This is a genomic window from uncultured Acetobacteroides sp. (assembly GCF_963667355.2).
In the GTDB taxonomy this organism is placed as follows: domain Bacteria; phylum Bacteroidota; class Bacteroidia; order Bacteroidales; family ZOR0009; genus Acetobacteroides.
The window spans coordinates 2,797,985-2,812,191 of record NZ_OY763328.2; the positions used below are offsets into that span (position 1 = coordinate 2,797,985).

4 protein-coding genes and 2 tRNA genes are annotated in these 14,207 nt (G+C 38.4%); 4 read left to right on the top strand and 2 right to left on the bottom strand.

What is annotated here, in order from left to right; genetic code table 11:
• Positions 1-326: 326 nt before the first annotated feature.
• Both ACHZA1_RS11535 and ACHZA1_RS11540 read right to left on the bottom strand, forming a co-directional pair.
• Entirely contained in the window at positions 327-1,805 is a 1,479-nt protein-coding gene (locus tag ACHZA1_RS11535) for a RagB/SusD family nutrient uptake outer membrane protein (RefSeq protein WP_320052033.1), read from the bottom strand.
• Positions 1,806-1,825: 20 nt separating this feature from the next.
• A complete protein-coding gene (locus tag ACHZA1_RS11540; protein ID WP_320052034.1) occupies positions 1,826-5,062 on the bottom strand; it encodes a SusC/RagA family TonB-linked outer membrane protein in 3,237 nt (1,078 codons plus the stop codon).
• Between the two features lie 603 nt (positions 5,063-5,665).
• Between ACHZA1_RS11540 and mutS the strand changes: the two genes are divergently transcribed.
• From mutS to ACHZA1_RS11560, 4 genes are all read left to right on the top strand, one after another.
• Entirely contained in the window at positions 5,666-8,245 is a 2,580-nt protein-coding gene (gene mutS / locus ACHZA1_RS11545; protein WP_320054912.1) for a DNA mismatch repair protein MutS, read from the top strand.
• A gap of 128 nt (positions 8,246-8,373) precedes the next feature.
• Positions 8,374-8,446, top strand: a tRNA-Gly gene (locus ACHZA1_RS11550).
• A 6-nt stretch (positions 8,447-8,452) separates the two neighbouring features.
• Positions 8,453-8,537: transfer RNA gene (locus tag ACHZA1_RS11555), tRNA-Leu, on the top strand.
• 2,017 nt (positions 8,538-10,554) lie between these two features.
• A complete protein-coding gene (locus tag ACHZA1_RS11560; RefSeq protein WP_320052035.1) occupies positions 10,555-14,202 on the top strand; it encodes a BACON domain-containing protein in 3,648 nt (1,215 codons plus the stop codon).
• Positions 14,203-14,207: the final 5 nt, after the last annotated feature.

Below are 14,207 nucleotides of genomic sequence, written 5' to 3' on the forward strand. Positions count from 1 at the left end.
CCGTTGTTGCCAGCTTTTCGCGATTATTTTTGATCATTATGCAAAACTCGATTACCTGTTCGTTAAGTTCTTAACTAGAACTGTTTTCGCTTCGGTTTTTATAGTAAATGCGCTTCCTCCTTCAATGCTGTTGACGTACTTATTGTCGAAGTTATCTTTACATGTGTTATAGGCTATTGACGTTTTTTCATGGGAGGAGCATTGTTTCATATGCTTAATGCTTTTTTTTAAATTTTCAGACAAACTCTAAATGTCTGAGATGACCGTATAAAACGTATAAAAAAGAAAGGGCGCTATATAGCGCCCTTCGCAGTTTTATAAAAAGGTTACTTATTTAAATTTGGATTGTTGTTAACCTCTCTTTCTGGGATTTGAAATATAAAGCGAGGATCGTCATAGCTAATAGTTACACCAGCTAATGATACGTTGTTTGCTCCTCTTGTCATCGATTTTTTGAAACGTTTCATCGTTTGAAGTCCTTTCCCTTCGCCCCACATTTCAAGTCTCCAGTTAAAATAAATCTGATTAAGAAGTGTGGGTTGGTCCATTGTTTCAACGGTAGCGGCAACAGTATTGTCTCTTTCGAGTAGTAATTCCTTTAGTGCTGTAGCAGCAGCAGGAAGCTGATTTAATCTTGCATTTGCTTCTGCGTTGATTAGATACATTTCCTCTACACGCATGAAAACCTCATCATTGTCCCAAAGACGATTTCCTCCAGCTTTTCTTGCATTGTCATAGAATTTATTCCAAGGAATAAGAACAGAGGAATGAAACCAGCTTCTTCTGGTATCGGTTTTGGGAATCGTTAGGAAAAGATTCTTGTCGATGACCTTTCTATCTCCGGCGTAGGCATAACTATAGGTGAAGTAGTCAACCTGTCCCCAGAAAGTAGGAAGTCCTGCTGTATTATCTTTGGTAAGATCAATGGCCCACATCCAAGAAGGAATTGAAACATTATTGAATCCCGATTGGAGAATTTCATCCTTTGTCATTAGGGGATAATTTCCGTTGGCAATTACTTCTGAGGATAATAATGCCGCATTTTCATAATCCTTTTTTGTATTATCACCTCTGTTTAGGTATGCATAAGCAAGCATTCCTTTTGCAATGTCAGCATTTATTCTGTCTTTTGAAGTTGCTGTATATCCATTTAATGCCGTAATTGCATCTTTTAGATCTGTGATAATACGATCGTATACTTGATCTACAGTAGAAAGACCCTTTGTTTCGGCGGTAAGCTGAGATGTGTATATCGGAAGAACTTTTTTATCTTTAGATACATCATAGTTACCTGCGTAGAGCAATACTAAATTAAAGTAAGAATTGGCTCTCATTGCTTTTGCCTGACCGAAATAAATGCGATTCTCGGAACCTTCTTCAGGTATTTGGGTGTCAGATCCAAAGGTGTCAAATATTTCATTTGCCGCTTTGATGATCCTATAATAATACCTCCAAGCTTTATAAGTTCTCATTCTTGTTGGTGTATTATTTTGAAGATCTGCATCATTACCAAACCATCCATATGTTTTTGCTGTTAATGCCATATCACCACTCATGATATCCGTTGCGATATCTATGGATTTTTGTCCGAAATCATCATGATCCTCTGTGCCACCTGTTCCATATTTGATTAAGGTGGCCGAAATGCCTAGCGATTGTCCAAGCATGATGTTGGGATTCCACTTGGCATTTTCCTTAAGCTGTGTTTGTGAGATTACACTAGTAGGCTCTTCCTCAAGGAAACTTTCCGAGCAGCTTGCTGCTAGAAAGCATATTGCAATTAAGCTTAATATTTTTGTTCTCATAAAATTCTTTTTTTTGGTAATTAGAATTGAAGTGTAACACCTCCAATAAACGTAGTTAGAGGAATGTATTGGCTTCTATCTGAATTCCCACTTTCACTGCTCATCGAAACAAATCCTTTTCTTGCTGATAGTAAGAAAAGATTATCTCCTGACACGAAGAAGGTTAGTCTATTAACGTTCAGTTTGCTTAGCACGCTTTTAGGTAAACTGTATGCGATTCGAGCATTTGAGAAGCTTAAATATGAACGCTTGGTTAAAAATCTTGTAGATGTGGCATTTACGTTTTTGTCGTAATCCGAAGATAGTCTGGGTACATCTGTAATGTCTCCAGGCTTTTGCCAGCGATTCAATATATCTTTACTCCAGTTTGAAGAGCCAGGAGTTCCATTGCCCATTAAAGATGCATATACTCCATCGTAAGCGTAGCCTCCAATTGCATACATAAAGGTGGTGTTAAATTCAATGCCTTTATAGTTTACATCAAAGCCAAACCCTCCTGATACATCTGGTATTGCAGATTTACCGACAAACTTATTGGTTGCTTCATCGTAATTGGATGTTTTAACAACTTCGAGTTTGTTTATGGTCTTTGAACTTGTATAGTTTTGCATATCCGTAATATGCTCTTTAGTACCATCTGGTAATACGTTATAGTACGAATTCCATGTAGAAAGACCTGTAGTAGGATCTACTCCTGCATATTCGCGAATATAGAAGTCATATAGGGAATGATTTTTTGCCCATCCGTAGAATGTGTTAATTTCCAGTGGCTTCTCCTTGCCTGTCGTTTCGTCCATAGGCATGGTTATCATCTCATTTTTGTAATGACCTGCATTAAAACGAACATTTACGTTTAGATCTTTACTTTTAACAACACTCGCATTAAGCGTTAACTCGACACCTTGGTTTACCATTTTTCCATCGTTTACAGGGTAAGATGCATAGCCAAGAGAAGTTGCAACCTGCTTCATAAATAGCATGTCGGTTGTTGTTTTATGGTAGTATTCAACTTCTCCTGTCAAGAAATTGGCAATGTCAAATTCGAAACCGGTATTGAACGTTTTGCTATTCTCCCAAGTAAGATTTCTATTTCCTTTATAAGCAAAACTGAATGCTAACTGATCATTTAGATTACTTATATTATACAAATCCTCATAAGGATAGTAGCCTGCTATTGATGGAGTTGTGTTGAATTCTTGGTTGCCTAAAACACCCCAACTAGCTTTATACTTAAGGCTTTTTAACCAGTTCACATTGCTTAAGAAATTCTCACGGGTGAGCAACCAAGCAGCACCAATAGAGCCGAAGGTTCCCCATTTATTATCGTCTACAAATCGAGAACTTCCGTCACGTCTAATCGATCCGTTAATGAAGAATCTGTTATCGTAATCGTAGTTGATTTGTCCAAAATAACTTTCAAGCGAGTAGCCGTATGTTTTAGAATCCATGTTGCCCATAATGACAGCATTGGACCATTCAAGATTTGAAGGACGGGCAATCTTAGATTTTTGACCTGTCATGTCAGACATGTCATAATAGTTTGACTCGTGTGCAACAAATGCGTTTAAGTTGTGGCTGCCAAAAGATTTTGTCCAAGATAAAATCTGGTTGGCAGTTAAGCCTAAATACCAAAATGCAGTTTTTTCAATACGGCCAATTCCGGCAGCATCCCCATAGTAAGGATTTGTTAATGCATCGAGCTTTTCTCCTCGGTACTGCATCCCTAAATTTGCAGTAAATTTGAAGTTGGTTAGAAATCTTGCTTCGATGTTGGCGTTGCCATTGAATTGATGCGATATGGTTTTATTCTTATCCAGTTTTATTGCTCCAGCTGGGTTGATACCAGAAGCATACGATCTTCCATAGTCTTGATACATACCATAATCGTACTTATCTCCACCAAGTATTGTATCTGGTATTTTATTGCCTTTTGCATCTCTTTGGAAAACAGGAAATAAGCTTGGCATGAAGTTGACGAATTGGAAGCCATTATTCATGTTATCTTCCTGTCCAGGATTATTCTTTTCCATATATGCATAAGACATATTAAGCGTAGACTTCATCCATGAAGTAAGGGTTTGATCTATATTCGATCTTGCAGTAAATCTCTGGAAGTCAGATCCGATATAATATCCTTCATCTTTTAGATACCCGAAAGATGTATAATGTGATGAGTTATCGTTACCTGCAGAAATTTTGACACTTCCTTCCATCTTTTTACCAGGTCTGAAGAGGTAGTCATCCCATTTTTCGGGAGTATACTTACGAGAAACATTCTTGAACTTACCAGTCGCAGGATCAATAAGATCTTTACCATCGGCATTCCACATATTGTAGATGGGGTAAATCCCGTTATCAGCATCAAATAGAGCACCAGAAGCTGCCGTTGCAGCATCGGTTGCTGATAATGGATCTTCTGTATTATATTGGTATTTGTTTCTTAGACCTTCCCATGTGAGTTCTGTAAAGTTCTCGGGATTCTTGATGATATTATATTGAGGAATCAACCTTATATTCATACCATATTTAAAGTCTGCCTCAATCTTCGTTTTTCCTTTTTCTCCTTTTTTAGTAGTTAAAAGGATAACGCCATTTGCGGCTCTTGTACCGTATAGTGCGGTCGCCGAAGCATCTTTTAAAACGGTGGTGGTGGCGATATCTGATGGATCAATACCTGAAATAGATCCTTCGTATGGAATACCATCAATTACGTATAGAGGAGCTCTACTTGAATATGCTGAACCGATTCCTCGAATACGAATAGAGGCACTGCTTCCTGGTTGTCCATTTGAGTTGATTACTTGCACGCCTGCAATTTCGCCTGCTAATGCTTTAGAAATTTCAGATGGATTCTTTCTTTGTAGTTGTTCTGCATCAACTTTTGCAGCAGAGCCTGTGAAAGATTTTCTTGAAGTAGTGCCATAGGCAACAACCATTACTTCGTCAATTTGCTTGGACTCAGGTTGAAGAGTAGCATTAATGGTTGTTCCTGTTATTGGAATTTCTACCGTTTTATACCCCACAATACGAAAAACAAGAGTTTTTGCATGACCTGGAATGTTCTTTAGGGTAAAACTACCGTTGATATCGGTAGCTGTTCCTACTGTTGGTGCTTCTTTAACAAGTACGCTTACTCCTGGTATGGGAAGGTTGTCGTTTGAACCAACAACCTTACCGGAGATTTGCTTTGTTTGAGCTAGCGTTGGGCTAACACCAAAGACAACGATCGTTACAAGTAACGTCAAAAATCGCCTCATAATAGTTTTTTTAGCAGTTCGTAAATTGATAATTTGTTTTACTAGCGAACTATTCCAACCTAGGGTTGAATTTCGTTGCCGGCTATTTACAAAGTTATAACATAATTTTGCAAAATCTACTCGTTAGATGAAAATAAATTGGCTTACATCGCGTCTTTTATGTAAGTGTATGGTGTAGATGTGTGTTGTTTTCAGGGGGTTGTTGGTTTTTTTTGTGCTTGTTTTTAATGTGGTGCCCTCTTTTGTTGGTGGCAATATTGGTGGGGATTTCTTTATTTTTCTTCTTGTGGTTTTTTTTACAATTTATTTTTACTTGAATTTTGTTGTTAACTTTAACAAGTTAAGTGTGTGTTGATGATAAAAAGTGTCATTAGGCTGTTTTTTTTGTGATAAATTTAAGTAGAATTGTTGTGCTGGTTTTGATTTGTAGCTTCGGCAGGTGGCTCTTGCATGGTTGTTGATCTCTTTGGTTGCGTCATTGCCTAATTTGTGGATACCTCGTGAAAATTTCTTGTGTTTTGCTACTTTTGAGGCTGCATTAGGTTCAACCATATAATAAGAACGACGTTGGCAGAGGAAAAAAGGTATGTAGAAACACCGTTGATGAAGCAGTACTACGAGGTAAAATCAAAGCACCCAGATGCTATTTTACTTTTTAGGGTGGGGGATTTCTACGAAACATTTGGTGAGGATGCAATTAAAGCAAGCGAGATATTGGGAATTACGCTTACCCGAAGGGCTAATGGTTCTGCCTCGTTTGTTGAGTTGGCAGGATTTCCTCATCATGCAATAGATAACTATCTGCCAAAGCTGGTTAGGGCAGGTCAGCGTGTTGCCATTTGCGAGCAACTCGAAGATCCTAAACTGACCAAGAAGATCGTTAAGCGTGGAATTACCGAGCTGGTAACGCCTGGTGTTTCGTATAATGACAACGTTCTTGAGCATAAGGAGAACAACTTTCTCGCCTGCGTGTATGCTGATAAAAAGATGGCAGGTGTTTCATTCCTTGATGTGTCCACTGGAGAGTTTTATGCAGCGCAGGGTAGCTTCGACTATGTAGATAAGTTGCTATCAAACTTTTCGCCTAAAGAAGTTCTTTACCAGCGAGGGTTTGAGCATGAGTTTGAATCGCATTTTGGATCAAAATACTATACCTATAAGGTTGATGAATGGGCTTTCGGCAATGAGATAGGCTACGAACGATTGCTGCGCCACTTTCAAACGTCTTCGCTTAAGGGATTTGGAATTGAAGAACTATCCTATGCCATCGCAGCAGCAGGTGCCATCCTTTACTATTTAGATCTTACCCAACATCATCAATTAGGGCATATCCGCTCAATATCTAGGTTAGAAGAGGATCGGTACGTTTGGCTGGATAGGTTTACCATTCGTAATCTTGAGCTTTTTTCATCGGTAAACGAAAATGCAAAGACGCTTATCAATGTTATCGACCAAACCATATCGCCCATGGGCGGGCGTTTGATTAAGCGTTGGGTTGCTTTGCCATTGAAGGATATCGCATCGATTAATACTCGTCTTAATGTAGTAGAGTACCTTATTAATAAGGAAGATTTTCGAGAGGATTTGTCGCAGCATATCTATGAGGTTGGAGATCTGGAGCGTATAATCTCAAAAGTTGCAGTTGGTCGTGTAACTCCCCGTGAGGTTGTGCAGCTTAAAAGCGCCCTTGTGGCGATAAAAAGCATTAAGGAGAGTTGTCTTTTTGCCGAGAATGGTGCATTAAAAGATTTGGCAGATCAGTTGGCATTATGCGAGAGCATTCGTCAGCGCATAGAGCGAGAGGTTAGACCCGAGGCTGGAAGCCAGCTCGGAAAGGGAAGCGTAATCGCTGACGGGGTAGATCCTGAATTGGATGAGCTGCGTGGAATAATGACCCATGGAAAGGATTTCCTACAGCAAATTCAGCAGCGCGAAATCGAGCGTACCGGCATCACTTCGCTAAAGATTAGCTACAACAACGTTTTTGGGTACTACATAGAGGTACGCAATACGCATAAAGATAAGGTTCCTGCTGATTGGATTCGTAAGCAGACGTTGGTTAGTGCCGAGCGCTACATTACCGAAGAGCTAAAGCACTACGAGGAAAAGATTTTGGGAGCAGAAGAGAAGGTGCTGGTTATTGAGCAGCGAATTTTTAACGACTTAGTATCTGCAATTGCAGAATACGTCGCTCCAATTCAGCTGAATGCCTCGTTAGTTGCACGGCTCGATTGCCTAATTGGTTTTGCCAAAGTGGCGATTGCCAATGGCTACTGTCGTCCGCTGCTAGTCGATTCGGATGTGCTAGATATAAAAGCAGGACGACATCCTGTTATTGAGAAGCAGCTTAGTGCAGGTCAGCAGTATGTAGCCAATGACGTTAATCTGGATTCAAAAAATCAGCAGATCATCATTATTACTGGTCCCAATATGGCAGGTAAGAGTGCGTTGCTTCGACAGACCGCTCTAATTGTTCTTATGGCTCAGATTGGATGCTATGTGCCTGCTGCCTCTGCTAAAATAGGGATTGTTGATAAGATATTTACGCGTGTAGGTGCAACTGATAATATCTCGCAGGGCGAATCGACCTTTATGGTGGAGATGCTTGAGGCGGCGAGTATCTTGAACAATCTTTCTTCTCGCAGCCTTGTCCTTCTCGATGAAATTGGACGGGGAACAAGTACCTACGATGGTATATCAATAGCGTGGTCGATGGTGGAGTATATACATGAGCACCCTCATGCTCGGGCAAAAACTCTTTTTGCAACGCACTACCACGAACTTAACGAGATGGAGACTTCGTTCGACAGGATAAAGAACTACAACGTTTCGGTAAAAGAGGTGGACGGAAAGGTTCACTTCTTACGCAAGCTGGTAAAAGGGGGAACCGAGCACAGCTTCGGTATTCATGTGGCACAGATGGCGGGGATGCCCCGTAGCGTTGTTGAGCGGGCTAACGAAATTCTTAAGGAACTCGAAAAATCGCACCGAAACAGCTCGCTTGACAAGCCCGTAGATATGCTAGCGTCGCATCGCGAGGGGTTGCAGCTCAGCTTCTTTCAACTAGACGATCCTGTGCTGAAGAAGATAAGGGATGAGATAAAAGGGCTAGATGTGAACAACCTAACGCCGATAGACGCCCTTAACAAGCTAAACGACATAAAGAAAATAGCGGGGCTTTAGATAAAATGGTACGATTGCTTTGGAGATTAGCCTAAAAAGGCTAAATTTGCACTCGCAATTCGGAAGTTGACAATACGTAGATTCTAATATCTTTACTTTTGGCTTCAGTTTTGTTCATTGATATAGTTGCGGAAATAGCTCAGTTGGTAGAGCACAACCTTGCCAAGGTTGGGGTCGCGAGTTCGAGTCTCGTTTTCCGCTCAAGTTGCCTGGATGGTGGAATAGGTAGACACGCAGGACTTAAAATCCTGTGGCCATTGCGGCCGTGCGGGTTCGATTCCCGCTCCAGGTACTTTTGATTCAATAAACGATCTTGTAAATTAGATATTTGCAAGATCGTTTTGTTTTAAGTGCAACAAAAACGCAACAAAATAAAACTTCTTTCATTGGTTGTTTTTTTCTTGTATTTGTAAAAAGTTGACTTTAGTGATTGGGGGTTATTCTCTGAGATAACCAGTAGATTTCTGTTTCGATCCCCTAATGCATAGATTGCCGACGTACGGTTCATATTTTTTGCAAGCCTCCATTTTAAATTCGCAAATTCTGTGTTATTATTCCTTTTGGGGTTGTTATAGGTTACTCGTTTTCTAGATTCACAAGAGAACCTTACTGTTCAATTTAATCTATAAGGTTTGTATGTTAGGTTGCGATGTTACAACCCTCTCAATATGGCTACATGATGGTGTGAACTTGGTGATTACGGTAACCAAGATTTGTAACTGGATGATTTCCTATATTTCGATTGAAATACTTTAGTTAGAATTTCCATTTGAACTGTTTAGTCAGACTTCCTCTTTGTTGGTATTTTCGGATAATCAAAAACTCCACAGTTTCTGTTTAAAGTTGAAGGTCAGAAATATGAATGATTTACTAGGTTGTAGGGGCTTCTTTTTTACTCGTAAATTGCAACTATTTGTTTTCTCAAATCAGGTTACGCCATTGTTGTAGATATACTTAATAAGATATAGAGACGATCGACTATCTTTTGAAACATGTACATTCTCCCTCTGATTTGCCTTTGGTTAGAGTGGTTCAGGTAACGTTAATCGGGTGTGTAATGAGCATTCAAAAAATAAATATGAGTGAGGAACTTGAGGAAACTGGGGATTTGGATGGGAATTTCGGTTTTAAGGGTATCTACAATTAGACATTGGCAGTAAAGATAAAAATCAAGCTACCATTATTTATCTCCGATTACACCGAGTTTCGCAGGCGACAGTTTCTAAAAGGATGTCTGTGGAATTGTGTAAATCTAGCAATTCCCCCTATATTTTGTACTGTCAATTCCTGTAATGAAGAATAAGTAAAATGAAAGATTCACGTTTAAAGTTCAATTTGGGGTTTCATTAATTCTCTTCCAAATATAGTTAACGGTGCATCAAACTTTAATCGTTTTATAGGTGTGGTGTTTAGCGCATTCTGGACTTACTCTACATCCTGATTGGTGATGCCTCCAAAATCTGTTTTCTTAGGAAAGCACTGCTGAATTAGGTGATTTAAGTTTTCGTTTGCCCCTCTTTCTCACAAGTGGCAGGGGCTTGCGATGTAAAAATTAATGTTTATCACCTTTGCGATTAACTGATGGTGGGCAAACTCCTGTCCATTCCTCTTTTTGTCCATCCTTACATGCTATTATATTCGCTCGTGGGAAACAATGGAAGCATGCTCCTTAGGGCGACTCCTTCGATTTGTTCTGGACTTAGATTCATGTCTAAGTGCTTATTTACGAATACCTGTGCCGCAGGTGTAGGCCATGATGGCATTCCTTTTTCTGCTGACGTTCCTCGATTTTTCTCTGGACAAGAGCTCTATGTAAGAACAGTCTCTCCTATTAGAGATGCGCTTTTGCTCCTTAGATACAGTGTTTTCGGATACGCCTAGCAACTGAGCAGTCTCCTTTTGTGTTGTGTTTGCTTTCAGTAGTATTTCAAACAAGTATCTTTGCTTCTTGTTAAATTATCGATCGTTTTTTTATTGAAATACAAATGCTTAATCTTTGAGTTTAATCTTAAATAAGGAGCACCCTTTATTTGAGGCTTATCTCCGATTGCACTTCAAACTTGAATCTTGCTTGTATGTAAATATCAAAATACTATTTTTGTCACTGCATATTTTAAAAAAGCAACATTAAAAATAAAACATTGTGTCTATTCTCAAACAACCCATCAGAAAAGTACACACACAACTAAGTGCTGATACATCTTGTGGAAGCAAATCTTAATGGTTGAATCACTGTATAGTGACTATTTTAGTCACTATACGTAGTCTCAACAAACTTTATTTGTAAATTAAAGAAACAACTATCTGATATGAAACTAGCATTTTTCACAACAAAACATTTAGATGAAAGTTGCCATGCGAGTTCTATCCAATCTACTAAAACAAATTATTTTCGGATGAAAAAAGTGAAAATGTTACTGCTCCTAGCAGTGAATCTATTGATTACGATAACCTCCTATGGGCAGGATTCAGAAGGTGGTAGTTTGTTTACTGGACGTAGTCCAGTATCAATTCCAATTCATGTACTTAAGGGGAAAAATATAAGTGTACCCATAAGTCTTGTTTACAGCAGCGATGGGGTTAAGGTAGATGAGCATCCATCATGGGTTGGTATGGGATGGAATCTAAATGCTGGAGGAATAATTACAAGAATGGTACACAAATTTCCAGATGAGGTCTTATTTTGGAGAGGAAGTTTCACATCCCCCAATATTTGGAAATCAGAAGAGATAATGAGGCGCTCAGATTGGGCTAGTTATGGCTTAGAACTTACGGGAAAAGCTGCAGATGAACGCAATGAATACTATAAGTATGTTGCAGAAAATTTTGACGAGCCTGACGAATTCTTTTTCAATTTTTTAGGCTATTCTGGCCATTTTTATATTAATGAAAATGATGGAGGAATAGTAATACAATCAGAAGAAAATTTTAAAATTAAATTTTCTTCTGATTTACAATCTTTTGATATATACGACGAAAAGGGGAATCATTTTTATTTTGAAGAATATGAATCTATTAAAGCAGGGAATGCAAGTGAACCTAGCTATATTCCTACTTCTTGGGCACTAAAAAATGTAACCTCAGCGGATAATTTTGATTCGTTTACGTTTAATTATGAAATAGGCCCTTTTGTAGCTCAAATTAGCAAGCAAGATTATGCTTATTCTGGAGGCGTTGATCAATTGGTTTGGAGCAATGATGTACAGTTTATGCGGCCTAAATACTTATCCTCAATAAAATATAATAATAGAGATGAAATCGTCTTCTCAAAATCGAAAAGCGATGAGTATACCTACCCCACTTCTTTATACAGGGCTTGTAAAATTGATGGGGCTGCGATTGATACAACTTTCCTAAATAGTAGTTCGGCACCCTACTGGAGCGGCAAAACATTTCCTGCAGATGTATATCAACGCATACTATGGTTGAAACTTGATCGAATAAGTGTAAAAGAAAATAATAGGGTTATAAAGAATTTTGATTTTGCATACAATAATAGCCCTAACGAACGGCTATTTTTAGATAACCTAAGCATTAAGGATGGTGCGGAAACTCTGTTGGGGACGTATTCTCTTTCCTATAAAAGCAGAAGTTCAGTTCCAAGATACCTAGAGGTAGTTGGAGATCATTGGGGGTATAATAACGGTATGGCATACGGACAATATGCCAACGATTTGGAGGCAAGGAAAGTAGTGAATGAGGCATATCTGCAAACTGGCATGCTACAAGCAATAACTTATCCAATAGGAGGAAAGACAGAATACGAGTATGAAATTAACGATTACTCGAAGTTTGTTAACGAACAGGATAGAACACAGGTGTCTGCACTTACAGGGAAAGCTAGCGGATTAAGAATTAAGTCAATCAAAACATTTGATATAGGCAGTACCAATCCGAATTCAGAAAAACAATATACCTATAAGGTAAATTACATGCAAGCAGGAGATGGAGCCCCGTCTTCTGGTGTCTTAAACGTTTTGCCTCGATATTTACCAGAAGAAAGCAAAGCGGGAATTTTGTGGGGGAATACTTTTGAGAAATTGTGTGAGCCTGCGATTCCTCTAACTCTGAATAACAACGAAGAATACATTGGATATTCAGCAGTTGTTATAAAAACAGCAGAAAATGGGGGGGCGACTTATACGACAATACGATATACCAACCATGACAATGGATATGCCGACATCCCCCCTGACTATGTTTTAAATAGTCAACTATTAAGGTATAAGACTTATAACTCGCGTTTCTTTGAACGAGGAAATGTATTGAACATCTCTAAATATGACATCAATAAAAACTTAGTATGCAGTGAGGATAATACGTGGGAACGTTTAGGCAATCCAAATTCAAGCGGAGTTCGATGTTTGTACTTCTTTAGGGAGATGAAGGACAGTTATAATCCATTACTCCGCAAACTCCAAGTCCATACTGTTAGCAATACAGGATCTGCCTATAGATACTTGACCTATCCGTTTGTGCTATCAAAAAAAGTTACCACTGAATATTATAACGGAAGTACGATTCCAATAATTAATTCAACAACTTACAATTATTATTATGACAGTATAAGCATATGTTTGCCAAAGCGCATAGAAAAGAAGACTAGCAATGGTGATCTACTTAGTACTTCTTTTACTTATCCTTTTGAAATTACAGATGAACCATCATTAGGGAGGTGTATTCAAAACTATACCAATTTATATCTTGATGAATACTTGTGTGCTATGAGGAATATGAATAGCGCAAATATGGTAGGTATTCCTGTAGAGGTTATTAATCGAGTGACCGTTAACGGCATTGAAAAACTTACATCTGCAACAAATTATTTTAAAATGATAAGATATGGAGGAACAAATGGTTATAGCGATGAAGTGAGAATTTTCACACCGAAACAAAAGATAATAGACTATAAGCCTATCTCTGTTTCTATTTCAAAGGATACCTATTCTTGTAATTGTAAGATAGTATTTGATTCTAGACTTAGGGTTGTTTCAAAGAATACATATAATGCTGATGGAACCTTGAAGGAGTCAATAGGGAAAGATGGTTTACTAACAAGTATGATTTGGAACAGATATAAGATGCCTATTATTCAGGCAACAAATATTAATACGGGTTATCTTGATTATTTAGCATCAAATAGCAGTTACAACTTTAATGATTGTGGTGATGATGCTAAGGCTGATATTATAACATCGTCGATTGGAGATATGGTATCTAGCAACAAATTAAGAGTTAATTACCGAACCTTTAATTCGAACATTAATGGGGTATTAGAATCTACTTCCGACAATTTGGGTGATGTTACTAATTACAGATATAACAATGCTGGGGATATCATATATACTACCAATAGTAAAGGGCAAATACTTAATCATTCAGCAGGTCAGGTATCAACAGGAACTACTTCAAACTTGTTTGCACCAGCATTCGAAGTGAGAGGTTGTATTCTCCACTTCAAAGAAGGAGGAGGCTCCCAATACATTCCAATTATAAAAGGGAATGAGTCATGGAATGCTAGCACAAACGTCAATTGGGCTATAGTAAAAAAAATGAATAATGGTATCATTATTACATGTTTAGCAAATAAAGGATTGGCTCTTAAAGGACAAGTAACTGTATCTTCTGGCAGCGATATAAAGACATTTGAAATCACTCAGGATTGTGGTACAATTCCACCAGCTGAATTGTTCTTTGATGGGAAAATGCAAGCATGTTCTCTTGACTTGTCGAGTTATGAAGGTTGGTCACTTTACTCAAGTGATTCGTGGTTTAGAAATATTCGGAAAGAAAATGGAATGCTTCTATTTAACATATCCCAATACAGCACTCCAACAAACACTCCTCTAACAAGGGTGGGATATATTTATGTTCGGTACCACGATAAATTATCAACTATAAAAGTAACACAGGTTACTGATATTGAAACTGATCCAGGAGATCTAATCCTTGAATAAAATAG

What these genes read in the sequence shown, in the direction of transcription:
- mutS (WP_320054912.1), top strand. Translation starts at nt 5,666, where the DNA reads ATGAAGCAGTACTACGAGGTAAAATCAAAGCACCCAGATGCTATTTTA.
- ACHZA1_RS11560 (WP_320052035.1), top strand. Translation starts at nt 10,555, where the DNA reads ATGAAACTAGCATTTTTCACAACAAAACATTTAGATGAAAGTTGCCAT.
- ACHZA1_RS11540 (WP_320052034.1), bottom strand. Translation starts at nt 5,062, where the DNA reads ATGAGGCGATTTTTGACGTTACTTGTAACGATCGTTGTCTTTGGTGTT.
- ACHZA1_RS11535 (WP_320052033.1), bottom strand. Translation starts at nt 1,805, where the DNA reads ATGAGAACAAAAATATTAAGCTTAATTGCAATATGCTTTCTAGCAGCA.